The sequence below is a fragment of the Streptomyces sp. SDT5-1 genome, from assembly GCF_052245995.1.
GTDB lineage: Bacteria > Actinomycetota > Actinomycetes > Streptomycetales > Streptomycetaceae > Streptomyces.
Map to the genome: position 1 here is coordinate 5,300,093 of NZ_CM125963.1, position 24,118 is coordinate 5,324,210.

The 24,118-nt window shown below is 69.0% G+C and carries 20 protein-coding genes; 12 read left to right on the plus strand and 8 right to left on the minus strand.

The genetic code is table 11. The annotated features are described in order from the left end of the window. Positions 1-69 precede the first annotated feature (69 nt). Positions 70-1,746: a fumarate hydratase gene (locus ACTWJ8_RS24610; protein ID WP_443260288.1), complete on the minus strand. Its 1,677-nt coding sequence runs from the start codon at positions 1,744-1,746 to the stop codon at positions 70-72. A 164-nt stretch (positions 1,747-1,910) separates the two neighbouring features. Between ACTWJ8_RS24610 and ACTWJ8_RS24615 the strand changes: the two genes are divergently transcribed. Together ACTWJ8_RS24615 and ACTWJ8_RS24620 are read left to right on the plus strand one after the other, a co-directional pair. After that, on the plus strand, positions 1,911-2,600 hold the full coding sequence (locus ACTWJ8_RS24615) for a DUF1707 SHOCT-like domain-containing protein (protein WP_356374315.1): 690 nt from the start codon (positions 1,911-1,913) through the stop codon (positions 2,598-2,600). Between the two features lie 111 nt (positions 2,601-2,711). After that, the gene (locus ACTWJ8_RS24620) at positions 2,712-3,077 is read left to right on the plus strand and encodes a WhiB family transcriptional regulator (protein ID WP_356374313.1); all 366 of its coding nucleotides are present in this window, start codon (positions 2,712-2,714) and stop codon (positions 3,075-3,077) included. 74 nt (positions 3,078-3,151) lie between these two features. On the opposite strand, the gene glpX is transcribed toward ACTWJ8_RS24620, so the two are convergent. Further along, the gene (gene glpX / locus ACTWJ8_RS24625) at positions 3,152-4,186 is read right to left on the minus strand and encodes a class II fructose-bisphosphatase (protein ID WP_356374311.1); all 1,035 of its coding nucleotides are present in this window, start codon (positions 4,184-4,186) and stop codon (positions 3,152-3,154) included. A gap of 213 nt (positions 4,187-4,399) precedes the next feature. On the opposite strand from glpX, the gene ACTWJ8_RS24630 reads away from it, so the two are divergent. Next, on the plus strand, positions 4,400-4,933 hold the full coding sequence (locus ACTWJ8_RS24630) for a DUF4245 domain-containing protein (protein ID WP_443260289.1): 534 nt from the start codon (positions 4,400-4,402) through the stop codon (positions 4,931-4,933). Positions 4,934-5,012: 79 nt separating this feature from the next. Here ACTWJ8_RS24630 and ACTWJ8_RS24635 read toward each other — a convergent pair whose 3' ends face one another. From ACTWJ8_RS24635 to ACTWJ8_RS24650, 4 genes are all read right to left on the minus strand, one after another. Continuing rightward, a complete protein-coding gene (locus ACTWJ8_RS24635; RefSeq protein ID WP_356374307.1) occupies positions 5,013-5,603 on the minus strand; it encodes a malonic semialdehyde reductase in 591 nt (196 codons plus the stop codon). A 119-nt stretch (positions 5,604-5,722) separates the two neighbouring features. Beyond that, the gene (locus ACTWJ8_RS24640) at positions 5,723-5,980 is read right to left on the minus strand and encodes an exodeoxyribonuclease VII small subunit (protein ID WP_356374305.1); all 258 of its coding nucleotides are present in this window, start codon (positions 5,978-5,980) and stop codon (positions 5,723-5,725) included. Between the two features lie 14 nt (positions 5,981-5,994). Beyond that, entirely contained in the window at positions 5,995-7,206 is a 1,212-nt protein-coding gene (xseA, locus tag ACTWJ8_RS24645; protein WP_443260290.1) for an exodeoxyribonuclease VII large subunit, read from the minus strand. A gap of 67 nt (positions 7,207-7,273) precedes the next feature. Next, positions 7,274-8,653, minus strand: a complete 1,380-nt coding sequence (locus tag ACTWJ8_RS24650) for an APC family permease (RefSeq protein ID WP_356374301.1) — start codon at positions 8,651-8,653, stop codon at positions 7,274-7,276. Positions 8,654-8,728: 75 nt separating this feature from the next. Between ACTWJ8_RS24650 and ACTWJ8_RS24655 the strand changes: the two genes are divergently transcribed. Both ACTWJ8_RS24655 and ppgK read left to right on the plus strand, forming a co-directional pair. Next, a complete protein-coding gene (locus ACTWJ8_RS24655) occupies positions 8,729-9,745 on the plus strand; it encodes a 4-hydroxy-3-methylbut-2-enyl diphosphate reductase (RefSeq protein WP_356374299.1) in 1,017 nt (338 codons plus the stop codon). Positions 9,746-9,774: 29 nt separating this feature from the next. Continuing rightward, on the plus strand, positions 9,775-10,524 hold the full coding sequence (gene ppgK, locus ACTWJ8_RS24660) for a polyphosphate--glucose phosphotransferase (protein ID WP_356374297.1): 750 nt from the start codon (positions 9,775-9,777) through the stop codon (positions 10,522-10,524). Positions 10,525-10,553: 29 nt separating this feature from the next. Here the strand turns inward: ppgK and ACTWJ8_RS24665 are convergent, their stop codons facing one another. Beyond that, entirely contained in the window at positions 10,554-11,192 is a 639-nt protein-coding gene (locus ACTWJ8_RS24665; RefSeq protein ID WP_443260291.1) for a DUF6542 domain-containing protein, read from the minus strand. 160 nt (positions 11,193-11,352) lie between these two features. Here ACTWJ8_RS24665 and ychF point away from each other — a divergent pair, with 160 nt between their 5' ends. The 3 genes from ychF (at position 11,353) to ACTWJ8_RS24680 (ending at position 13,319) form a co-directional block, all read left to right on the plus strand. After that, entirely contained in the window at positions 11,353-12,441 is a 1,089-nt protein-coding gene (gene ychF, locus ACTWJ8_RS24670) for a redox-regulated ATPase YchF (RefSeq protein ID WP_356374293.1), read from the plus strand. 198 nt (positions 12,442-12,639) lie between these two features. After that, on the plus strand, positions 12,640-12,924 hold the full coding sequence (locus tag ACTWJ8_RS24675) for a hypothetical protein (protein WP_443260292.1): 285 nt from the start codon (positions 12,640-12,642) through the stop codon (positions 12,922-12,924). Next, the gene (locus ACTWJ8_RS24680; RefSeq protein WP_443260293.1) at positions 12,906-13,319 is read left to right on the plus strand and encodes a DNA-binding protein; all 414 of its coding nucleotides are present in this window, start codon (positions 12,906-12,908) and stop codon (positions 13,317-13,319) included. The genes ACTWJ8_RS24675 and ACTWJ8_RS24680 overlap by 19 nt, the downstream gene beginning before the upstream one ends. Positions 13,320-13,640: 321 nt before the next feature. Here the strand turns inward: ACTWJ8_RS24680 and ACTWJ8_RS24685 are convergent, their stop codons facing one another. After that, complete coding sequence (locus ACTWJ8_RS24685) at positions 13,641-15,389, minus strand: DUF6119 family protein (protein WP_443260294.1); 1,749 nt, start codon at positions 15,387-15,389, stop codon at positions 13,641-13,643. Positions 15,390-15,743: 354 nt separating this feature from the next. Between ACTWJ8_RS24685 and ACTWJ8_RS24690 the strand changes: the two genes are divergently transcribed. From ACTWJ8_RS24690 to ACTWJ8_RS24705, 4 genes are read left to right on the plus strand one after another with little or no spacing between them, the layout of a single operon-like run. Beyond that, complete coding sequence (locus tag ACTWJ8_RS24690; RefSeq protein WP_443260295.1) at positions 15,744-17,909, plus strand: hypothetical protein; 2,166 nt, start codon at positions 15,744-15,746, stop codon at positions 17,907-17,909. A gap of 17 nt (positions 17,910-17,926) precedes the next feature. Next, positions 17,927-19,561: a class I SAM-dependent DNA methyltransferase gene (locus ACTWJ8_RS24695; RefSeq protein ID WP_443260296.1), complete on the plus strand. Its 1,635-nt coding sequence runs from the start codon at positions 17,927-17,929 to the stop codon at positions 19,559-19,561. Next, complete coding sequence (locus tag ACTWJ8_RS24700; RefSeq protein ID WP_443260297.1) at positions 19,554-20,609, plus strand: restriction endonuclease subunit S; 1,056 nt, start codon at positions 19,554-19,556, stop codon at positions 20,607-20,609. Before ACTWJ8_RS24695 ends, ACTWJ8_RS24700 begins: the two co-directional genes overlap by 8 nt. Beyond that, complete coding sequence (locus ACTWJ8_RS24705; RefSeq protein ID WP_443260298.1) at positions 20,606-23,944, plus strand: type I restriction endonuclease subunit R; 3,339 nt, start codon at positions 20,606-20,608, stop codon at positions 23,942-23,944. Before ACTWJ8_RS24700 ends, ACTWJ8_RS24705 begins: the two co-directional genes overlap by 4 nt. Positions 23,945-24,118 lie beyond the last annotated feature (174 nt).

Sequence of the window (24,118 nt, forward strand, 5' to 3'; positions counted from 1 at the left end):
ATACGAAGGTGGGGTTGTTCCGGACCGCCGGAACAACCCCACCTTCGTGTGACGCCTACGGGCTACGGGTCACGCGAGACCGGGGCCGCGCACCGGGATGTGCGTGAAGGTCGGCTCGGGCGCCGGGTTCTGGAAGAAGTCGTTGCCCTTGTCGTCCACGACGATGAACGCCGGGAAGTCCTCGACCTCGATCTTCCAGACGGCCTCCATGCCGAGCTCCTCGTACTCGACGACCTCGACCTTCTTGATGCAGTCCTGCGCGAGACGTGCGGCGGGGCCGCCGATGGAGCCCAGGTAGAAGCCGCCGTGCGTGTCACAGGCGTCCGTGACCTGCTTGGAGCGGTTGCCCTTCGCGAGCATGACCTTGGAGCCGCCCGCGGCCTGGAACTGCTCCACGTACGAGTCCATGCGGCCGGCCGTCGTCGGGCCGAAGGAGCCGGAAGCGTAGCCCTCGGGGGTCTTGGCCGGACCGGCGTAGTAGACCGGGTGGTCCTTCAGGTACTGCGGCATCTCCTCGCCGGCGTCCAGGCGCTCCTTGATCTTGGCGTGCGCGATGTCCCGGGCGACGACGAGCGGCCCCGTCAGGGAGAGGCGGGTCTTCACCGGGTGCTTGGTCAGCTCGGCGAGGATCGCGTCCATCGGCTGGTTCAGGTCGACCTTGACGACGTCGCTGGACTCGTCCTCGGCGAGGTGCTCGTCCGTGGTCTCCGGCAGGAAGCGCGCCGGGTCCGTCTCCAGCTGCTCCAGGAAGACGCCCTCCGCGGTGATCTTCGCGACGGCCTGGCGGTCGGCCGAGCAGGACACGGCGATGGCGACCGGGCAGGACGCGCCGTGCCGCGGCAGGCGCACCACGCGCACGTCGTGGCAGAAGTACTTGCCGCCGAACTGCGCGCCGATGCCGATCTTCTGCGTCAGCTCGAAGACCTTCTGCTCCAGCTCCTCGTCACGGAAGCCGTGCCCGAGCTCGGAGCCCTCGGACGGCACGTTGTCCAGGTAGTGCGCGGAGGCGTACTTGGCGGTCTTCAGGGCGTACTCGGCGGAGGTGCCGCCCACCACGATGGCGAGGTGGTACGGCGGGCACGCGGCGGTGCCGAGCGAGCGGATCTTCTCCTCCAGGAACTTCATCATGGAGGACTCGTTCAGGACGGCCTTCGTCTCCTGGTACAGGAACGACTTGTTGGCCGAGCCGCCGCCCTTCGCCATGAAGAGGAACTTGTAGGCGTCGCCGTCCGTCGCGTAGAGCTCGATCTGCGCCGGGAGGTTGGAGCCGGTGTTCTTCTCCTCCCACATGTTCAGCGGGGCCATCTGCGAGTACCGCAGGTTCAGGTTCTGGTAGGCGTCGTAGATGCCCTTGGAGAGGGCCTTCTCGTCCTCACCTTCGGTGAGGACGTTCTGCCCGCGCTTGCCCATGACGATGGCGGTGCCGGTGTCCTGGCACATGGGGAGCACGCCCGCCGCCGCGATGTTCGCGTTCTTCAGCAGGTCGAGCGCCACGAACTTGTCGTTGCTGGAGGCCTCGGGGTCGTCGACGATGCGGCGCAGCTGCGCGAGGTGGTCGGGGCGCAGGTAGTGCTGGATGTCGTGGATGGCCTCGGCGGCCAGCTTGCGCAGCGCCTCCGGCTCGACCTTCAGGAACGTACGGCCGTCCGGCCCCTCAGCGGTGGACACGCCCTCGGAGGTCACCAACCGGTAGTTGGTGGTGTCCTCACCCTGGGGAAGCAGATCGGTGTACGCGAACTCCGGCATCTCGCCTTTTCCTCACTCGACAGACAGCAGCTGGCATCCGTTGGCAGCGCCAACCAGCGTAGAACCTGGTGGCGCGGCCGAGCCTGTGAGGTAAGGCTCAGTTGCCCGCGGGGAGCCCCGAGCGGGGGGTGTCGCGATCTATCGCGTTTCGGTACTCTGCTGTCGTGGACCTTCAAAAGCGCCCCTCGCAGCCCGCGCCCAGCGCTCCCGCAGCGGAGCCCACCGACCTGCGCGCGTCCGACGCCGACCGCGACCGGATCGCGGACATCCTGCGCGAGGCGCTCGCGGAGGGCCGGCTCGACGCGGAGGAGCACGCGGAGCGGGTCGACGGGGTGTACCGCGCGAAGACGGTCGGCGAGCTGGAGCCGCTGGTCCGCGACCTCCCCGGCCCGCACGCCGCGCCCCGGCGCCCCGCGCCCGACCCGGGGCCCGCCCCGAGCCGCCCCGCACCCGGCACGGTCCCGGCGGTGGCCGACGAGAACCTGGTGGCGGTCCTCAGCTCCACCACGCGCAAGGGCCGCTGGCGGGTGGGCCGCCGCACGCACGCGTACGCGATCTTCGGCAATGTGGAGATCGACCTGAGCGAGGCCCTCTTCGAGTATCCGCAGGTCTACATCAAGGCGGTCTCCGTGTTCGGGAACGTGGAGATCCGCGTCCCCGAGAACATCTCGCTGCGCGGCAGCGGCGCGGGCGTCCTCGGCAACTTCGAGGTGGACACCCTGGACGCGCGCGAGCCAGAGGCGCCCGTCGTCTACGTGGACGGGGTGGCGGTCCTCGGGAACATCGAGGCGAAGCCGAAGCGCGGCAAGCTCATCCAGAACCTGGAGAAGCACCTGCGCAAGCACTTCGGCTGACGGCTTCCGGGGCTTCGGAACTCAGTGCATAGGCGCCGACACAGCGGGTAGAGCTTGCTGCATCGTCGCTCGCTCGCGAAAGCCGTCGTAAGCCGTCGTCAGGAGTAGACCGTGCTGCACCCGCCGCATCAGTCCCTGCAGGTCACCGCCGTACCGCAGCAGCGCGAGCCAGTCAGGGGCAGGGACCAGGACGCTCCATGGCACACGGAGGCGGTGTGCAGGCGCGACGAGGCGGGACTCTTCTTCGCCCCTTCCAAGGAGCCGACCGCGGCGCGCCTCGCGCGCGAGGAGGCGGCCAAGCGGGTCTGCGCCCGCTGCCCCGTGATGGTCGAATGCCGCGAACACGCCCTGCTCCAGCCGGAACCGTACGGCGTCTGGGGCGGCCTCACGGCGGCGGAACGCCGCGTCGTGCTGGCGCGCAGGCGCCGCCGCGAGGTGGAGTTGAAGAAGACGCCGCGAACGGCTCTGGCCGGTTAGATCAAGCCCCGCCGGCGATCGAGGCGCGGGGTCCGGGGCGGCGCCCCGAGGCGTCAACCACGGACCCCCGCAACCTACTTGGCCCGGTCGAAGTCGATCGCGCTGTAGGCCCGCAGCTTGCTCAGCCGGTGCGTCGAGTCGATCTGCCGGATCGTCCCGGACTTCGACCGCATCACGAGCGACGACGTGTGCGCCCGCTCGGAGTCGTACCGCACGCCCCGCAGCAGCTCGCCGTCGGTGATCCCGGTCGCGACGAAGAAGATGTTCTCGCCGGACACCAGGTCGTCCGTGGACAGCACCCGGTCGAGGTCGTGCCCCGCGTCGATGGCGCGCTGCCGCTCCTCGTCGTCCTTGGGCCACAGCTTGCCCTGGATGACACCGCCCAGGCACTTGATCGCGCAGGCCGAGATGATCCCCTCGGGCGTACCGCCGATGCCGAGCAGCAGGTCGACGCCCGAGCCCTCGCGCACGGCGAGGATCGAACCGGCGACGTCACCGTCCGAGATCAGCTTGATCCGGGCGCCGGTCTCCCGGACCTCCTTGATGATCCCCTCGTGGCGCGGCCGGTCGAGGATGACCACCGTGATGTCCTCGGGGGCGCGCTTCTTCGCCTTCGCGACACGGCGGATGTTCACCGACACCGGGGCGTTGATGTCGACGAAGTCGGCGGCCTCGGGGCCGGTGACCAGCTTGTCCATGTAGAACACGGCGGACGGGTCGAACATCGTGCCGCGGTCGGCGGCGGCGAGCACGGCGATCGCGTTCGGCATGCCCTTGGCGCAGAGCGTCGTGCCGTCGATCGGGTCGACGGCGATGTCGACCTCGGCGCCGGTGCCGTCACCGATGCGCTCCCCGTTGAAGAGCATCGGGGCCTCGTCCTTCTCGCCCTCGCCGATGACGACCACGCCGTTCATCGAGACGGTGGAGACGAGCGTGCGCATGGCGCGCACGGCCGCGCCGTCGGCGCCGTTCTTGTCGCCGCGGCCCACCCAGCGCCCTGCGGCCATGGCCGCGGCTTCGGTGACCCGGACGAGCTCCAGGGCGAGGTTGCGGTCCGGGGCCTCGGAGGGGACCTCGAGTTCGGACGGAAGCTGGTGATGCTCGGTCATCGAGACGCACCTTTCTGTTCCGGGATTCACCGGGTTGTTCGGCTTCACCGGGATACGACGACGGCCGGAGGAGAGGTTGGTATGGGAGGACTCTATCGTCAGTCCGACAATCTGAGCAGACCGCCCCACGGATGAGCGGGCGTGTGCATGTCGGACCGCGCAATTCCGGCCCTCCCGGCAGTGATCATCGGGCGACCTGCGACGATGGGGCGCGTGGCAGGAAGAAACGGTAAGAAGACGGTCGGCAGCCTGGTCCTCTCGCTCGGCGTCTGTGTCGTCGCGGCCGGCGTGATCTACCTCTTCGTCCCGCACGACGACTCCGGGGAACCGCCGGTCAAGCGCGTGGACTACAAGGTCGAGCTGTCGACGGCCCGGCGCGCGGCCTCGTACCCGGTGGCGGCGCCCACGGGTCTCTCCGACGCCTGGAAGGCGACTTCGGTGCGCTACCAGGGCGCCTCGAACGACACGTGGCATCTCGGCTTCCTCGACCCCGAGGGCCAGTACGTCGCCGTGGAGCAGGCGGCCGGGCACTCGAAGGGGTTCATCAACGAGGCGAGCCAGGGCGCGAACGCGACGGGCCGCACGCAGCGGATCGGCGGCGAGACCTGGGAGCGCTACAAGGGTGAGAAGTACGACGCCCTGGTCCTCAAGCAGGAGAAATCGACGACCCTGGTCACCGGCACCGCCGACTTCGGGCAGCTGACGAAGATGGCCGAGGCGCTGGAGATGAAGCGCGAGAAGGCGTAGTCACCGCGTAGAGCACAGCAGAAGGGCCCCGACCGGAGTCGGGGCCCTTCTGCTGTGCTCTGTTGTGTGCCGGACGGGATCAGATCGTCGTGATGACCTGGTCCTGCTCCAGGCGCGGGGAGCGCGGGAACCAGGCGTCCTCGCCCGGCTTGCCGATGTTGATGATCATCAGCGGGCTGTGGTCGTCGTCCAGGAACTCCTTCTGGACGCCGGCGAAGTCGAAGCCGGTCATCGGGCCCGCGGCCAGGCCGGCGGCGCGGACGCCGATGATGAAGTACGCGGCCTGGAGCGTCGCGTTCAGCGTGCCCGCCTGCTCGCGGACCGGGCGCTCCGAGAAGAACATGTCCTTGATCGCCGGAGCGTGCGGGAAGAGCTGCGGCAGCTCCTCGTGGAACTCGTGGTCCGTGGAGAGGATCGCGACGAGCGGGGCGGTGGCGGTCTTCGGCTGGTTGCCCTCGGCCATGTGCTTCACGAGGCGCTCGCGGGCCTCGGGGGAGCGGACCAGGGTGATGCGCAGCGGCGACTGGTTGAAGGCGGTCGGGCCGTACTTGACCAGGTCGTAGATGGCCGCGATCTGCTCGTCGGTCACCGGCTCCGACGAGAACGTGTTCGCGGTGCGGGCCTCGCGGAACAGCAGGTCCTGGGCGGCGGGGTCAAGAACGAGAGACATGGATCAACCTTCTCGGTACGACGGTCACGGCGAGGCGATCCGTTCGTTCCGGATCAGCCAACACGAATGACCGTACGCCGATGAGGTTCAATGTTCAACCAAACTCTTCGTGATCCTGTTCACTCCTCCTCGTCGTCGGCCTCGTCCCCGGCCTCCTCCGGCTCCTCCTCGCCCTCCTCCGCGAGCGCCGCGTCGAGGCGCGCCCGCGCCCCGTCCAGCCAGCGCCTGCACACCTTCGCCAGCTCCTCGCCGCGCTCCCACAGGGCGAGGGACTCCTCCAGCGACGTGCCGCCGGCCTCGAGCCGCCGCACGACGTCGATCAGCTCGTCCCGCGCCTGCTCGTAGCCCAGCGCCTCGTCGGCCGCCTTGGTCGTCATCCTGTTGTCCGTCCTCACGCTTCGGTTACTCGTACGGTGAATTCGCCCTCGGCGACGCGGGCCCGCAGCTCCTCGTCCGCCGCCACCTCGTCCGGCGCGCGCACCACGTGCCCGTCCGGCTTCTGGAGCACCGCGTAGCCCCGCTTCAGGGTGGCCGCGGGGGAGAGCGCGACCACGCGCGCGTGCGTGTGCGTCAGCTCCGACTCCGCCCGGTCGAGGAGATGGCCGAGGGTGCGCCGGGACCGCTCGGTGAGCGCCGCGACCTGCTCCTCGCGCTCCTCGATCATGCGGTGCGGGTCCTCTATGCACGGCCGGGCGAGCGCCGCCGCGAGCCCCCGCTCCTCCCGCTCCAGGAGCGCCTCCACGCTGCGCCGCGCCCGGTCCCGCAGCCAGCGCACCCGCTCGTACTCCTCCCCGACGTCCGGCACGACCTTCTTCGCCGCGTCCGTCGGCGTCGAGGCCCGCAGGTCCGCCACGTAGTCGAGCAGCGGGGTGTCCGGCTCGTGCCCGATCGCCGAGACGACCGGTGTGCGGCAGGAGGAGACCGCCCGCACCAACTGCTCGTCGGAGAACGGGAGGAGGTCCTCCACGCTGCCGCCGCCGCGCGCCACGATGATCACGTCGACGTCGTCGATCGCGTCCAGCTCCTTGACGGCCTGCACGACCTGCGGCACCGCGTGCACGCCCTGCACCGGTACGTTCCGCACCTCGAAGCGGACCGCGGGCCAGCGGTGCCGCGCGTTCTCGAGGACGTCGCGCTCGGCCGCCGACGCCCGGCCGCAGACCAGGCCGATGAGCTGCGGCAGGAACGGCAGCGGCCGCTTGCGGTCCGCCGCGAACAGGCCCTCCGCGGCGAGCGCCTTCTTCAACTGCTCCAGGCGCGCGAGCAGTTCACCGACGCCGACCGGCCGGATCTCGGCGGCCCGCAGCGAGAGCTGGCCGCGCGGCGCGTACCACTCCGGCTTCGCGTGGACGACGACGCGCGAGCCCTCGCGGACGACGTCCGCCACGGCGTCGAACACCTGCCGGTAGCAGGTCACCGACACCGAGATCTCGTGCGACGGATCGCGCAGCGTCAGGAACACCACGCCGGCGCCCGGTCTCCGGGACAGCTGCGTGATCTGCCCCTCGACCCACACCGCGCCGAGCCGGTCGATCCATCCCCCGATGAGCCGCGACACCTGGCCGACGGGCAGCGGGGCGTCCGCGGACGTGTTGACAGCCATGCCGCGAGCGTAGCCGCAGGCACCGACAACACCGGCAGTCGTGGGCGGCGCCGCCGTAAGGAACGGTTCAGCCGGCCGTGTCGCCGCGCGGTGACGGCACGGTCGGCTCCCCGCCCCGCTGGGCCGCCAGCACCACCAGGCCCACCACCAGCCAGATCGCGCCCACCACCTGCGCCGTGGGCGACGCCTCCACGATCACCGCGATCGTGATCGCCGCACCGACGACCGGCACCAGGATGTGCCGCCACCAGCTCACCGTGTCCCCACGGCGGCGTACCGCGAAATACCCCACCACGCTCGCGTGCAGCAGCGTGAAGGCCGTCAGGGCGCCGATGTCGACGACCGACACCAGGTGGTCCATGCCGTCGTCCCTGCTCGCCGCCCACACCGCCGCGACCAGCGTGATCACCGCGGCGAGCAGCAGCGCGACGCGCGGCACCCCGGAGTACGTCCGCGACAGGGCCTTCGGGAGCCGCCGGTCGCGGGCCATCGCGAACAGCAGCCGCCCGGCCGCCGCCTGCCCGGCCAGCGCCGCGAACGCCGCGCCGATCGCCTTGCTCACCGCCACCAGGTCGTGCAGCCAGGTGCCGACGGACGCGTCCACGGCGTCGTAGAAGGCGCTGCCCTGCTTGCCGGGCTCGGCGACCAGCTGCGCCGACGAGGTGGGTTCGAGCAGCGCCACCAGGTACGTCTGCGCGACGAACAGCACACCCGTGAGGGCGAGGCAGAACAGCACCGCGCGCGCGACCTTCGCCGAGCCCCCGGTGACCTCCTCCGCGAACGAGGCGATCGCGTCGAAGCCCAGGTACGACAGGACCGCCACGGACACCGCGCCGATCACCGCCGACAGCGCGAACGCGCCCTGCGTGCCGTCACCGGTCAGCGGCGACAGCCAGTCGCGCTGCGGCCCGTCCGTGGCGAGGACGACGATCGCCGCGACCACGAAGACCAGCAGCACCACGATCTCGAGCGCCAGGACCGCGAAGCCGACCTGCGCCGCCGCCCGCACGCCCCACAGGTTGAGCAGCGTCGTGACGACCACGGCGATCGCCGTCCACACCCACTGGGACACGGAAGGGACGAGGGAGTTCATCGCGATGCCGGCGAAGAGATACGCGACCGCGGGGATCAGCACGTAGTCGAGCATCGCCATCCAGCCCGCGATGAACCCGGGCCCTTTTCCGAGACCCGCGCGCGCGTAGGCGAACACCGAGCCCGCCTGGGGGGCCACCTGGACCATCTGGGCGTAGCTGAACGCGGTGAACGCCATCGCGATCGTCGCGACGATGTAGACGAGCGCCACGGCGCCGTGCGATTTGGCGTCCAGGGTGCCGAAGACGCCGACGGGCGCCATCGGGGCGATGAAGAGCAGCCCGTAGACCACGAGGTCCCGGAATCCGAGACTGCGCCGCAGCCCGGCCTCTTCATGAGTGGTCTCGACGGACATGGTGCCTCCGTAGATCGCGCAGACCCCCAGTCTCCCCACCGCCGCGATCTTTAGCCCCTCGGGTACGCCCTTACGATGGGGAGCATGACTGCAACGCCTGGCTCCCGCCGCGTCCTGCTCGCCGCCCCCCGGGGTTACTGCGCCGGTGTGGACCGTGCCGTGATCGCCGTCGAGAAGGCCCTCGAGCAGTACGGGGCCCCCATCTACGTCCGCCACGAGATCGTGCACAACAAGTACGTCGTGGAGACCCTGGAGCGGAAGGGCGCCATCTTCGTCGAGCAGACGGAGGAGGTCCCCGAGGGCTCCATCGTGATGTTCTCGGCGCACGGTGTCGCCCCGACCGTCCACGAGGAGGCCGAGCGCGGCAAGCTCGCCACCATCGACGCCACCTGCCCCCTGGTGACCAAGGTCCACAAGGAGGCGATCCGCTACGCCAAGGACGACTTCGACATCCTCCTGATCGGGCACGAGGGCCACGAGGAGGTCATCGGCACGTCCGGCGAGGCCCCCGAGCACATCACGCTCGTCGACGGCCCCGAGGACGTCGCCAAGGTCGAGGTCCGCGACCCGGAGAAGGTCGTCTGGCTCTCCCAGACCACGCTGTCCGTCGACGAGACGATGGAGACCGTCGACGCCCTGAAGACGAAGTTCCCCGGCCTCGTCTCGCCGCCCAGCGACGACATCTGCTACGCGACCCAGAACCGTCAGCTCGCCGTGAAGCAGATGGGCGCCGAGTCCGACCTCGTCATCGTCGTCGGCTCCCGCAACTCCTCGAACTCCAAGCGGCTCGTCGAGGTCGCGAAGATCGCGGGCGCGCGCGAGGCCTACCTCGTGGACTACGCGTCCGAGATCGACGAGGCCTGGCTCGAGGGCGTCACGACCGTCGGCGTCACCTCCGGCGCCTCCGTCCCCGACGTCCTCGTCGAGGAGGTCCTGGAGTACCTGAAGCAGCGCGACTACGCCGACGTGGAGATCGTGAAGGCGGCCGAGGAGTCGATCACGTTCTCGCTGCCCAAGGAGCTCCGCCGCGACCTGCGCGCCGAGGCCGCCTCCCTGGTGGGCGGTACGCAGGAGTCCGCTTCCGGGGAGTGACTGTCGGTCTCCCGTCGTAACGTGGAGTCATGCAGATCTTCGGTGTGGACATCGGCGGATCCGGGATCAAGGGCGCTCCGGTCGACCTGGAGCGCGGCGATCTCGCCCAGGAGCGGCACAAGGTGCTGACCCCGCACCCGGCCACGCCCGAGGCGGTGGCCGACGGGGTCAAGGAGGTCGTCGAGCACTTCGGTGACGCCCGCCCGGACCGGGTGGGCATCACGTTCCCCGGCGTCGTCACCGGCGGCTCCACGATCCGTACGGCGGCGAACGTCGACAAGAGCTGGATCGACGTCGACGCGCAGGACCTGCTGAGCAAGAAGCTCGGCGGCCTCCCGGTGACGGTCATGAACGACGCGGACGCCGCGGGCGTCGCCGAGATGCACTTCGGCGCGGGCCGCGGCCGCAGGGGCACCGTCCTGGTGCTCACCTTCGGTACGGGCATCGGGAGCGCCCTGTTCAGCGAGGGCGTCCTCGTGCCGAACACGGAGCTGGGCCACCTGGAGCTGAACGGGCACGACGCGGAGAAGCACGCGTCCACGAAGGCGCGCGAGGACCACGACCTCAGCTGGGAGCACTGGGCGCGCCGCGTCCAGAAGTACCTGGCGCACGTGGAGATGCTCTGCTCGCCCGAGCTGTTCATCATCGGCGGCGGCGTCAGCCGCAAGGCGCACAAGTTCCTGCCGCTGATCAAGGGCATCAAGGCCGAGATCGTCCCGGCCGAGCTGCAGAACAACGCGGGGATCGTGGGCGCGGCGATGGCCGCATCGCGCGCGTAGTCGCGCAGTCGCGCAGTGCGGGGCGGCGGCTAGGCGGTGCGGCGGCGCTGCCCCGGCGCCTGCGACGCGGCCTTCTCGCCGGACGGCTGCCTGCCGCCACCGGCACCGGCCCGGCGCACGGCGGCCCGCCTGGCCATCAGGCGCAGCTTCCGTACGGTCACGATCGCGCCGGTGACGAACGTCCCGCCGTACAGCCACACCGCGTTCATGGCCAGCGTCGTCGCGAAGCCCATGACCTGCGGGCCGAAGCCGCCGGTGCCCTCGGAGATCGGCACGATGCCGACGGCGAACGCGATGGGCACCGCGACCGGCGCCGTCACCAGGTCGGCGCCCCGCACCCACAGCGCGGTGAGCGCGCCGACGAGCAGGAACACCACCCCGTAGAACGCACCGGAGCTGCTGAACAGCAGGCTGTCGATCAGCCCGACCAGGAGCATCGCGAGCACGCAGAACAGTCCGCTGCCGCGCCCCGTGAGCCGGGGGTTCGGGAAGCGGAGGGTCCTGCGCCCGCCGCCCGGGGCGGGCCGGGGCGCGCGGGCGGCCCGGTACACGGTGGCGGACCCGCCGGACGGCGCGGCGGCACCGTCCTGATCGCCCTGCGCCTGCGGCGGCAGCGGGGGCGTGCGGCGGGGGCGGGCCTGCGGGGGACGCGTCCTGGGTTGCTCCACAAGGCCAACATAGATGCGCTTATGTGCCCAATGGCCCAAGGGACACGCACTTTGGCAGACCTTGACGCACCTTGGCCGAAGTGGGCCCGGTCGGGTGAGGCCGTAGACTGGTGGATCGCCCAGCCCCACACCCACCACATCACGTACGGGAAGTCGCAACGTGTCGCTCACGATCGGAATCGTCGGTCTGCCGAATGTCGGCAAGTCGACCCTGTTCAACGCCCTGACCAAGAACGACGTGCTCGCGGCCAACTACCCGTTCGCCACGATCGAGCCGAACGTCGGCGTGGTCGGCGTCCCGGACGCCCGCCTCACCAAGCTGGCCGAGATCTTCTCCTCCCAGAAGGTCCTCCCGGCCACCGTCGACTTCGTCGACATCGCGGGCATCGTGCGCGGCGCCTCCGAGGGCGAGGGCCTGGGCAACAAGTTCCTGGCGAACATTCGCGAGTCCGACGCGATCTGCCAGGTCATCCGCGCGTTCCAGGACGAGAACGTCGTGCACGTCGACGGCAAGGTCGCGCCCAAGAACGACATCGAGACGATCAACACCGAGCTGATCCTCGCCGACCTCCAGACCATCGAGAAGGTCCTGCCGCGCCTCCAGAAGGAGTCGCGCATCAAGAAGGACATCGCCCCGAAGGTCAAGGCCGTCGAGGCGGCCAAGGAGATCCTGGAGCGCGGCGAGACCCTCTCCTCGCAGGGCATCGTGCAGGGCTCCGGCAACGAGGAGCTCCTCCACGACCTGCACCTCCTCACGACGAAGCCCTTCCTCTACGTCTTCAACGTCGACGAGGACGAGCTCACGGACGAGGCCTTCAAGGAGGAGCAGCGCGCGCTCGTCGCCCCGGCGGAGGCGATCTTCCTCAACGCCAAGCTGGAGGCGGACCTCGCCGAGCTCGACGAGGAGGAGGCCCTCGAGCTCCTCCAGTCCGTCGGCCAGGACGAGCCGGGCCTCGCCACCCTCGCCCGCGTCGGCTTCGACACCCTCGGCCTCCAGACCTACCTCACGGCAGGCCCCAAGGAGTCCCGCGCCTGGACCATCAAGAAGGGCGCCACGGCCCCCGAGGCGGCCGGCGTCATCCACACGGACTTCCAGAAGGGCTTCATCAAGGCCGAGGTCATCTCCTTCGACGACCTCGTCGAAACGGGCTCCGTCGCCGAGGCCCGCGCGGCCGGCAAGGCCCGCATGGAGGGCAAGGACTACGTGATGCAGGACGGGGACGTGGTGGAGTTCCGGTTCAACGTGTAGCGGCTGACGTAGCGCCACGTCGCTGACCTGGCAAACGCGCAGGTCAGAGGGGGTCCGACTCTTCGGAGTCGGGCCCTTGGTTTTTTCCCGCGCTGGGATGGTGCTGGGATAGCTGTCCACACGTCATCTTCACGACTCTGGGGCCCGTGCAGATCCAGACCGTGGCACTTTTCCTACTCGTTTGACACAATCGGGGGTATGGCTGAGACGACGTACAGCATCGGGGAGGGCCCGGCGACGCGGGTGAGCCTGTCGCTGCCCGAAGGGACCGCGGAGGCGATCCGGGCGCGGGTTGGCAAGCGGGAGTTCTCCGCGTTCATCGCCGAGGCGGTCGAGCGTGAGCTGCGCGGGCAGGTTCTGGACGAGTACCTGGCGGACTATGAGAGCCGCAAGGGGCCGGTTTCCGGGCCGGCTCGTCAGCGGGCGCGGCAGGTCTTCGACGAGGTGTTCGCCGAGGAGGGCGAGTGGCCCGCCGCAGGTTGAGTCACGAGGGGACGCTGGTCCTCGACAGCGAGGGGCTCTCGAAGCTGCTCGCCGACGACGAGCAGGTGGTGGCTCTGATCGCTGAGGCGCGTTCGCGCGGCATGGAGGTCGTGATCAGTGCGCTCACCATCATCGAAGCCGTGCACGCCCGTACGAACAAGTCCCGACTGGACTGGGTGCTTTCCGGGCTGCGGGTCGTCCCGGTGGGCGACGAGGAGGCGAGGGCGGCCTCGAAGCTGCTGATGAATGCCGGGTTGCACGGACACAAGTACGCGATCGACGCGGCCGTCGCCGAGGCCGCGCTGCGACAGCACCGCCCCGTGGTCATGCTGACCTCCGATATCGACGACATGACCAAGCTGTGCGGCGATCGGGTCCGGCTCGTGGCGGTGTGATTTCCCTTGGTCCGGCTCAGTAGGAGCGGGGTCCGTAGGGGCTCCAGTGACCGAGGAAGGGCTTGAGGTCGTCGCCGCCGGGTTTCGGCGGCGTGGGCAGTTTCGGCGCTGAGGCCGCTGCGGACCGCCCTCAACCTCGGCTTTCGTCTCCGGGGCGTCCATGTCCCAGTGAGCCAGCTCATTCCGGTGCTCCTTGACGGCGGTGATGCGGCGCATGAGTGGGAGCGTCGGCCGCTCGCAGGTAGAGGTGCGCTCAAAAGGAAGCGGATTCGGTCAGGCTCCGGGCCGGGAACGGTGCACGTGGTGAGGCGGGCCAGGTGGCTATACAGCCTCGTCGAGCATTGCGGACTGGACCGACTCGCTTTCGACGCCGATGACTTCGACGGTCACGCCGCGAGCGGCGAGGGCCTTCGCGGTCTGGGCCAGGGTGATGGCGGAGAACGGGAAGAGGGAGTCCGGCGTGAGCTTGGCTCCGTCCTTCAGAAGGATCGCGAAGACGACGCGGCGCGGGGTGAAGTCCTCGGGGATGCTGCGGGCCGGATCGCTGTTGACGTGTACGGACCGGGCGAACTCCGCGCGTACGGCCGCGCTCTCGAAGAGGAGCTCAACGGAGACGCGCGCCTGGCTGAACAGGTGACTCAGCGGGCTTGAGGAGTGCGCGGGCTTCACGAGGACAAGAGTGTCGTCCTCGGTGAACAGGTCGCAGATCTCGACGGAGTTGCTTGCCCGAAAGGGGTTGTGGACGTTCTTCTTGTCCAGGCAGACCCAGCCGCGACGGGCCTGGGCGGCCAGCTTGTTGTAGTCGCCTTCGTCTACGGGACGCATCACGCGCATACCCTTCTTGTTGAGCTTCTCGACGAGCGGCCAGCGGGGGAGATCGACGGAGGGCGTGTTGGGGAACAAGGGGGCCACGGTCTCGTTGACGTTGCGCAGGTAGCCCGCCCCGAGCTCGTACCACTCACCGTCGAGCAGACAGAACGTGCGGGAGCCGAGGGAGAAAGTGGCCTCGATCCACTTCATGGCGGTTTCCTTGGACAGGGCTTCCAGGGAGGCGGTGCGCGGGGCGAGCGCGGTCCGTGCGGAGAGCGTGTCACGAAACAGTTCGACGGTGCCCTGCCGGAGCGCCGTGACGCGGGCGCCTGCCTTGATCACACGGGCCCGCTCCATGACGTAGTCGAGACTGAACTCGTCCCGGAGGTGGGGCGGACAGGACCCGATCTTGATGGTGCAGGCGGTGGATCGGGGCAGGTCGGTGCTCTGGGAGAAGGGGACGGCGGTCATGATCCGGCCGTCTGCGGGACGGCCGAGCGTGGCGTCCAGTTCCGCGTCGAGCGCGTCGATGAGGGAAGGGTCCTTGACCGCGGTGATGTGCTCGACGAAGGCCAGGTCGGGGTGGGGAACGACGTGCTCGCAGATCGCGGCGATGGCGCGGATGTCCTTGATCAGTGTGGCGGGGGTGGTGCCGAGTTTGATACGGAGACCGATGCCGCCCTCCGCGGTCATGGCCCCGTTCCTGGTGCCGCTCCCTGCGGTGAGGTCGACTTCGTCGAGGTAGCCGCCGAGGTGGCGGATGATCCGCCCGTGGTCCCGGAGTCCGAGTGCCGGTACGGAGGCGCCGGCAGGGATCAGGGAACTGTCGATGCGCGCCTGGCCGAGGACGCTGGCAGTGAAGTCCCGCACCTGACGCGGGTTGATGGCGCGGATACCGAAGGACAGACCGAAGTGCGCGTCCTTGAGCTGGGCGGGGAGAAGCCGGTAGCCCTGGTCGAAGCCGATCGCGTACACCACGTCGTCGACGGCGAGCACGAGCAGTGCGCCGGTGCGCTGCTCGCTCTGCAGCAGGTCCGACTCGTCGGTGAGCCGGAGGACATCCTTGCCCCAGGCGGCTTCCTCCTTCGCTACGGCGAAGGACACCGCGAGGGCGGGAACTCCCATGTGATCGCTGACGTCGCGCACGACCGCGTCCAGGGTGTCGAGGGCGTCGACGTCGAGGGCTTCGAGCATCGACTCAGGGGTCGCCTCGACGTGGGTCAGGCGGTACAGGGTGCGCTTCGACGCGGTGCTGGACACAGAGGTCTCCTGGGGCGAGGTTGCGGTGCGGTTCGGTAACACGAGCGGCCTTACGGGACGGGGGGTGTCGAGGCGGACAGGGGTGAGTGCCCGGCAAGGGAGCAGGAGGTGCGGCGATGAGGACGCCGGTGCGGTCGGACTCGTATGGGGCTGGCGTCCCGGCGGGTGGGTGCCGGGGTGATGGTGACGAAGGTGCCAGAAGATTGGAGGTGGAATTGTTCGAGAACCTGATAACCCTGGTTATCAATCGCTGGCAAAGCTGAGAGCTCGACCGCCTGTAGCGTGTGAGGTGCCCTGGGAGAAACGTTCTCGACCGAGAGCACGAGGCAGTCGTCACGAAGGGAGCGGAACCACATGGCCGGCACACGTGAAGCAACCGCTCCCATCCTGCCCGAGGAGATCTCCTGGCGGATCAGTTACGCCGAAATCGGGACCTTGGCCCAGGTCCAACGTCCCGTCGTCACCACCTGGGCCCGCCGGCACGCGGATTTCCCCGAGCCTGTCGCGTACGAGGGGGCCAGCCCGCTCTTCGACGGCCGTGAAGTCGCCGCATGGCTTCTGTCCACCGGCCGCGGCAATGCCAACGCTGGCCAGATCCGGGCGGAGCTGGTGCTGCACACCCTGTCCGCCTGGCGGCGCTTGATCCCCGCCCGCACCCTGGTCGACACGGTGACGGCGCTGCTCTGCCTGCGCCAGCTCCTCGACGAACCCCTTGCCGACCTGCCCTGGCAGGCGATCCTGGAGCGTGCCGCCGAGACCGACTTCGACGACACCTTCCTCCAAAGAGAGCTGCGGGACTTGCCGGACGCCGACCGTCAGGGCCCCCTGCTTGCCGTGCTCGCCGACCAGCTCACCGAGGCCGCCTACACCCCGGCCGAAGCGCTCGAACGGGTCATGGACGCGCGCCGCCGCCTGGGCTGCGACGACCTCGTCGCCGATGAACCGATTCCGCTGGTGAGCCGGACGATGGCCCGCCTGACCGGCCTCGCGCGGCTGAACGAGCGCGAGGAAGGAGCGACGGCCGCCGTCCTGCATCCCCGCAGCGGCGACCTGCTGGTCGCCCTGCACGAATCCGTGTCCGACGCCGAGGACTCACCTTTCTTCCTCTCCGCGGACCCGATGCCAGACATGGCCCGGCTCGCCCGCCGCCGCCTCATGGCACAGGGCGTCCAGGAATTCGAGATGGACCTTGCGGACGGCGAGGAACTGGCCACGGAAGACTGGGGAAACCCGCACGTCATCGCCTGCTGCCTGCCTTATGAGGCGGCCGAGACCCGCAGCCCGCTCGCCGTCCTGCAGAGCCTGCAGGACCTCACCGACCTCCTCGCCGAGGACCGCACGGCCGTCGTCCTGGGACCCGCCGACGCGCTCGTCCGGCCTCTGCCCGCCCGCGGGGAAGCGGACCGTCTGCGCCGGGATTTCCTGGAACGGCATCTCCTCAAGGCCGCGATCAGCCTCCCCGAAGGCGTACTTCCTTTCCGCCCGGCCCACCGCACCGCGATCTGGATCCTGCACCGCACCCCTGAAGACAAGCGCACCGGCCAGGTCCTCCTCGCCGACCTCTCCTCACGCAGCCTCACCCCGCAGACCCTGGACGCGCTGGCCGAGGACATCGACATCTTCCGCGACGCCGGCTGGCGGGCAGACAGCCGCCACGAACCGCGCAACGCCGCCGTCGTCCGGGCCACCGCGCTGACCGGCGCACCCGGCGCCGCGTTCACCCCACAGCACCGCCCGCACGCCGACCGCTACACCCGCACCGTCGTCGAACGCCCAGCCCGCATCTCCGAGACCGAACTCCGGCTCCAGCAGCTGATCGACGCCACCCGCAGCGCCCTCGACCAAGCGCCCACGATCCGCGCCAACGCCGTCCTGCGCCCCGACGACCAGCCGGCCCGCCGCACCACCGTGGCCCGCCTACTCAAGGACCGCCGCCTGCGCCGACTGCCCGGCCACCGCATCGCCGCCGAACACCTCCTCACCGGCGGCGCGGGCCACTACACGGTCCTCACCCCGGCCGAGGTCACCGGCAGCGCGCCGGTCGACAGCCACCGCATCGACCGCGCCGTACTCCACACCACCTACGAGCACGCCTACTTCACCGAACCCGGCGACATCGTCGTCACCGCCACCCCGAGCTTCGGCGCGTACGTCGACGACGAGGGCCTGTCGGTGGTGGCCTTCCCCGCCCGCGTCCTGCGAGCACGGCCCGATGCCGAGCACCCTGTACGGCCTCGCGTCCTGGCGGCGCTCCTGCGCTCGGCGGCCACCGAACACCGGCGGGTGAGCGGCGCGGTCCGCTCCGCCCGCCGCATAGAAGACCTCCTCATCCCCGACCTCCCCAGCGACGAGGCCGAGCGCTACGACGCGCTCCTGGCCGACATCGCCCGCCGAACAGCCCTGCTGCGCCAGCACGCGGCGGCCCTCGACGACCTGACCACACTGACCGCCGCCGGCCTCGTCGACGGCACGCTGACCCTCACCGAACCCCCTCTCGTCCGACCCTCGTCCGACTCGTGAAGGAGACCCGAGCGCCCATGCCTCCCCGGAAGAAGAAGCCCGCCGACCAGGCGGAGCTGTTCACCGCCTCCACGCCCAAGGAGATCCAGGCCATCCTCTGGAAGGCCGCCGACAAGCTGCGCGGCTCTATGGACGCCAACCAGTACAAGGAGTTCGTCCTCGGCCTGATCTTTCTCAAGTACGTCTCCGACGCCTTCGAAGAGCGCCGCGAACAGCTCGCCAAGGAACTGGCAGAGGAAGGCATCGCCGAAGACCGCCTGGAGGAGTTCCTGGAGGACCAGGACGAGTACACCGGGCACCACGTCTTCTGGGTCCCCGAGAGCGCCCGCTGGTCCTCGATCTCCGCCAACGCCAAGAGCGGCACCGTCGGCGAGGTCCTCGACCAGGCCATGGACGCCATCATGAAGGCCAACCCGTCGCTGACCGGCGTCCTCCCCAAGATCTTCAACAAGGACAATGTCGACAAGAAGCGCCTGGCCGAACTCGTCGACCTCATCACCGACGCCCGCTTCGGCGGCAGCGACGACAAGCCCGCCCAGGACGTCCTCGGCGAGGTCTACGAGTACTTCCTCGGCAACTTCGCCCGTGCCGAAGGAAAGCGGGGCGGCGAGTTCTACACCCCGAGCAGCGTCGTCCGCCTCCTGGTGGAGGTCCTGGAACCGTACGAGGGCCGCGTGTACGACCCGGCCTGCGGCTCCGGCGGCATGTTCGTCCAGGCTGCCAAGTTCATCGAGGCCCACCGGGGCCGCGGCCACAAGGCCGACATCTCCGTCTACGGCCAGGAACTCAACGAACGCACCTGGCGCCTGGCCAAGATGAATCTCGCCATCCACGGCATCGACGGCAACCTCGCCGCCCGTTGGGGCGACACCTTCGCCGACGACAAGCACCCGGACCTCAGGGCCGACTACGTCATGGCCAACCCGCCCTTCAACATCAAGGACTGGGCACGCAACGAGTCGGACCCGCGATGGAAGTACGGCGTCCCGCCGAGGGGTAACGCCAACTACGCCTGGCTCCAGCACATGATCAGCAAGCTGGGGGAGCGGGGAACCGCCGGTGTCGTCCTCGCTAACGGCTCGATGAGCAGCCAGCAGAGCGGGGAAGGGGAGATCCGGCAGGCGCTGGTGGATGGGGACATGGTGGCGTGCATGGTCGCGCTGCCGGCACAGCTGTTCCGGACGACGGCGATTCCGGCTTGTTTGTGGTTCCTGGCGAAGGACAAGTCGCCGGGGGGTGTGAAGGGGCAGAAGGCTGCGGCTACGGATCGCCGGGGCGAGATCCTGTTCATCGATGCCCGGGACATGGGCGAGATGGTCGACCGCACCGAGCGCGTCCTGACGGACGCCGACCTCGCGAAGATCGCGGGGACCTACCACGCATGGCGCGGGACGACGAGCGCGAAGGACGCGGGGGGGAAGTACGCGGACGTGCCGGGCTTCTGCGCGAGCGCGGACCTCAAGACGGTCCAGGAACACGGGTACGTCCTGACGCCCGGGCGGTACGTCGGAGCGGCCGAGGCGGAGGAAGAGGACGCCGAGGCGGTCGGGGAGAAGATCGCGCGGCTGACGGGGGAGCTGTACGAGCTGTTCGACAAGTCGGACGAGCTGGCCAAGATGGTGCGCGAGCAGCTGGGGAGGGTCGATGTCTGAATGGACTCGCACCACGCTTGACCAGCTTGTGAAGCTGCGTCGTGGACACGACCTTCCGACGGCGAGCCGGAACCCGGGAAATGTTCCGGTGGTCGGAGCGGCTGGGCCAAGTGGATTTCATGACACGGCGATCGCGAAGGCCCCCGGCGTCGTTGTTGGGCGCGCTGGGGCTTCCATGGGGCACGCTACATACTGCGCCGAAGATTTTTGGCCGCTCAATACTTCGCTTTACGTGACTGACTTCATGGGGAATGACCCTAGGTTTGTCTATCACCTGCTGGGAGAGATCGACTTTTCTGGATACAATTCCGGCGCTGCCCAGCCAATGCTTAACAGGAATTACATCACGCAGATTCCCATTAGTCTTCCGGAGCCTGATGAACAGCGCGCCATTGCGGCTGTACTTGGGGCGCTGGACGACAAGATCGCCGTCAATGAGCGCATCGTGGCTGCGGCGATGGAGCTGGGTGCGGCGAAGGCGGCGCAGGTTTCGGCGTCGGCGATGGAGTCGGGGGTGCTGGGTGACATCCTTGAGTTGAAGTACGGGAAATCCCTGCCCGCTGCCCGGAGGGTCGCCGGAGAAATTCCCGTGTTCGGGAGCGGTGGAATCAGTGGAACGCACATTGAGGCCCTGCTTGAGGGGCCCGGGATTATTATCGGCCGCAAGGGGACGGTTGGGTCGGTTTATTGGTCGGAGGGTGGATTCTTCCCAATTGACACGACATTCTATGTGCTGTGTCGCGGTAATGGGGTATCCATGGAATACGCGTACTTTCTCCTCAAGGGATTGGGGCTGGAGGAGATGAACTCGGATTCAGCTGTTCCTGGACTGAACCGGGATAGGGCTCTGTCGGTCCGGATCAAGGTTCCGGACGCGCACTCCATCCAGCGGTTCACAGTGGAAGCACGGGAGCTTTTCGCGATGTCGCGGGTGCGCGAGCAGGAGAACCAAACCCTCGCCACCCTCCGCGACACCCTCCTCCCCCAACTCATGTCCGGCCGCCTCCGCGTCAAGGACGCCGAGAAGATTGTCGAGGACCACGTATGACCACGCACGGGAACGACAACGGCAGCAGCGACACCCCCGACGGCCCCACCCCCGGCACCCCTACCCCCGACAACTTCCGCCCCCTCGAAATCGACTGGGAGTTCCTCGCCCTCGAAGAGCTCGTGGAGCTCGACTGGCCGAAGGCCGAGGGCAATGAGCTCGCGCCCAATTCCGGTCACCGCCGGTCCTGGGACGACCTGATCCTGTACTCCGATCTCCGCGAGGCCATCGAGCGGCTCAACCCCGACCTCCCCCCGGAGGCCGTCCGTGAGGCTCTCGCGACCGCCGCGACGCCGACCTCGCAGGACACGTACGAGGAGAACCGGACCGCGCACGGCTACCTGACCGGCGGCATCCACTCCGTCACGTACACCGACGCGCTCGGCGCCGAGCACACGCCGACCGTCCGGATCGTCGACCTGGAGAACGCGGACGCGAACACGTACCGCGCCGTCCATCAGGTGACTGTGATCAACGGTGAGCGCAACCGCCGCTTCGACCTCGTCCTGTACGTCAACGGTCTGCCGCTCGCCGTCATCGAGCTCAAGCGGGCCGGCGACCCGAACGCCACCCTCGCTGCCGCGCACACCCAGATCCGGCACTACGTCGAGGAGTTCCCGACCGCCTTCCGCTACAACGCGGTCGTACTGCTCTCCGACGGGATCACCGCGAAGTACGGCACCCCCTTCACCCCGTACGAGCACTTCGCCCCGTGGAACACCGACGAGTTCGGCGCCCGCGTGGACACCGTGGACGCTGCCGCCGTCCACGCCGACGCCGATGCCGACGTCCCGACCGGCCAGGACCTCGCCCTGCACGGCCTGTTCACCCAGCCCCGCTTCCTCGCCCTCGTCCGGTCCTTCATCAACTTCGTGCCCAGCAAGCGCATGAAGCGGATCGCGAAGCCGCACCAGTACTTCGCGGTCACCCGTGCCGCGGACGCCGTACGCCGCGCCGCCGCGACCGACGGCAAGGCCGGCGTGGTCTGGCACACGCAGGGCTCGGGCAAGTCCGAGGAGATGGTGCTGACCACCAACCTCGTCATGCGCGACCCCGCCCTGCACAACCCCACCGTGGTGGTCGTCACTGACCGTACCGACCTCGACGACCAGCTCTTCGACACGTTCAAGGAGAGCGAGGTCCTCCCGGAACAGCCCCACCAGTTCCTCAACCGCGCCGCACTCCGCGAAGAGCTCGCCGCCAAGCGCACCGGCGGCATCCTCTTCACCACCCTGCAGAAGTTCGGCCGCACCAAACAGGAGAAGGAGTCCGGGACCGACCACCCGCTCCTCTCCGAGCGACGCAACATCGTCGTCGTGGTCGACGAGGCCCACCGCAGTCACTACGACCACCTCGACGGCTACGCCCGCCACCTGCGCGACGCGCTCCCGCACGCCACGCTCCTCGCCTTCACCGGCACCCCGATCTCCGAGGCCGACCGCAACACCCGTGAGGTCTTCGGCGACTACATCGACACCTACGACCTCAAGCGGGCCGCCGACGACGGCGCGACCGTGAAGGTCTACCACGAGAGCCGCGTTGTCCAGCTTGTCCTCGACCGCGACGTCGACCCCGCCGCCATCGACACCGAGGCCGACCGCATCACCGACGGCCTGGACGACACCGAGCGCACCCGTGTCGAGCAGGCCGTCGCCACCATGAACGCCATGTACGGCACCCCCGCCCGGATACGCGACCTGACCCAGGACCTGGTCGAACACTGGGAAGCACGCCGTGCGGCGATGCTGCCCTTCGTCGCGGACGTCGACGACGCACCCGGCGGAGCCCCCGGCAAGGCGATGCTCGTCTGCGCCACCCGCGAGATCTGCGTCCGCGTCTACGACGCCCTGAAGGAACTGCGTCCCGACTGGCACACGGACGACCCCACCACCGGTGCCATGAAGATCGTCTACTCCTCGGACTCCCGCAAGGACTCCAAGGAGTTGCGCGCCCACGCCCTGCGCGACTCCCAGCGCAAGGCCGTCATCAACCGCGCCAAGGACCCCGAGGACGAACTCCAGCTCCTCATCGTCAACAACATGCTCCTGACCGGCTTCGACGCGCCGTCCATCCACACCATGTACCTGGACCGGCCGCTGCGCGGCGCCGGCCTGATGCAGGCCCTCGCCCGCGTCAACCGCCGCTTCCGCAAGAAGGAGGAGGGCCTCCTGGTCGGCTACGCCCCCCTCACCGAGAACCTCCAGAAGGCCATCGCCGAGTACTCCGCCGACGACCAGGCCGACCGGACCCTCGGTCAGGACATCGACCGCGCCCTGGACGAACTCCGCAACGAGTACGACATCCTCGACCAGATGCTCCTCGGCTGGAACTGGCGCGAACGCCTCTCCCGCCCCGACGCAAAGGCCTTCGTCAAGGCGGCCTACACCACCGCCGAGTACCTTCGCAGCCCCGCCACCCCGGGCAACAACCCCGACCAGCTCGACGACCCGAACCAGACCCTCAGCCGCCGCTTCCGCGAACACGGCTACCGCCTGGAACGCTTCTTCGCCCTGGCCGGCTCCTCCGCCGACATCTCCTCCCGGTTCACCGACCAGCCCTACTGGAAGCGCGACATCCAGTTCCTCGTCGAGGTCCGTACGTACATGGCGAAGCTCGACGCCATGGACCGCGAAGCCCGTGGCCTGCCCGTGGCCCGCGACGTCGCCCTCTACCTCTCCCAGCTCACCTCCGCCGTCGTCGAGACCGGCGGCGTCACCGACCTCTTCTCCGAGGCCGGACTGGACAAAGCCGACCTCACCCACCTCAACGACGCCCTCGTCGGCCGCCTGCAGAACAGTGAAACCCCGCACCTGGCCGCCGAAGCCCTGCGTCGCCTCGTCGAGCAGAAGATGCGCGAGCAGACCCGGCACAACATCGTCCGCCAGACCGCGTTCTCGGAGCGCCTCCAGGACCTGATGACGCGCTACATGCGCCAGCAGCTCACCAGCGCCGAGATCATCGCCCAGCTGGTGGAACTGGCCAAGACGGTTGCGGAGGACGCGCGACGAGGTGAGAAGTTCACCCCGCCGCTGGGCGACGACGAACTCGCCTTCTACGACGCGGTCGCCGACCTCGGCAGCGCCCGCGACCTCATGGGCGACGAGATCCTCTCCGGCATCGCCAGGGACCTCGTGGTCCAGGTCCGCAAGAACCTCAAGAAGGACTGGATAGCCCGCGAACCGGTCCGGGCCAGGCTCCGCGCCACCATCAGGCGCCTCCTGGCCCGCCACGGCTACCCGCCGGAGCAGTCCAAGGAAGCGATCGACCTGGTGATCCGCCAGATGGAACACTTCGCCGACAAGTGGTCCCAGGACGGCTCGGCCGCCGACGCATAGCCCTCGCTCATCTTGCTTCTGGCCCCGGCAAGCGTCTGTTTGCCGGGGCGGTCGTCTACCCGACCGGATGTCCTTCCTGGGGTCGGGCAGGGGCTGCGCCCGACCGCCTTATGGAAAAAGCAAATTCCCGTGCTGCGAGACGTGAGGTGCGTCAGGCCACTACTTTCAAGTCCG

Coding starts and splice junctions, on each gene's coding strand:
- ACTWJ8_RS24610 (WP_443260288.1), bottom strand. CDS start 1,746: ATGCCGGAGTTCGCGTACACCGATCTGCTTCCCCAGGGTGAGGACACC.
- glpX (WP_356374311.1), bottom strand. CDS start 4,186: ATGACCGAGCATCACCAGCTTCCGTCCGAACTCGAGGTCCCCTCCGAG.
- ACTWJ8_RS24635 (WP_356374307.1), bottom strand. CDS start 5,603: ATGTCTCTCGTTCTTGACCCCGCCGCCCAGGACCTGCTGTTCCGCGAG.
- ACTWJ8_RS24640 (WP_356374305.1), bottom strand. CDS start 5,980: ATGACGACCAAGGCGGCCGACGAGGCGCTGGGCTACGAGCAGGCGCGG.
- xseA (WP_443260290.1), bottom strand. CDS start 7,206: ATGGCTGTCAACACGTCCGCGGACGCCCCGCTGCCCGTCGGCCAGGTG.
- ACTWJ8_RS24650 (WP_356374301.1), bottom strand. CDS start 8,653: ATGTCCGTCGAGACCACTCATGAAGAGGCCGGGCTGCGGCGCAGTCTC.
- ACTWJ8_RS24655 (WP_356374299.1), top strand. CDS start 8,729: ATGGGGAGCATGACTGCAACGCCTGGCTCCCGCCGCGTCCTGCTCGCC.
- ppgK (WP_356374297.1), top strand. CDS start 9,775: ATGCAGATCTTCGGTGTGGACATCGGCGGATCCGGGATCAAGGGCGCT.
- ACTWJ8_RS24675 (WP_443260292.1), top strand. CDS start 12,640: ATGGCTGAGACGACGTACAGCATCGGGGAGGGCCCGGCGACGCGGGTG.
- ACTWJ8_RS24690 (WP_443260295.1), top strand. CDS start 15,744: ATGGCCGGCACACGTGAAGCAACCGCTCCCATCCTGCCCGAGGAGATC.
- ACTWJ8_RS24695 (WP_443260296.1), top strand. CDS start 17,927: ATGCCTCCCCGGAAGAAGAAGCCCGCCGACCAGGCGGAGCTGTTCACC.
- ACTWJ8_RS24700 (WP_443260297.1), top strand. CDS start 19,554: ATGTCTGAATGGACTCGCACCACGCTTGACCAGCTTGTGAAGCTGCGT.
- ACTWJ8_RS24705 (WP_443260298.1), top strand. CDS start 20,606: ATGACCACGCACGGGAACGACAACGGCAGCAGCGACACCCCCGACGGC.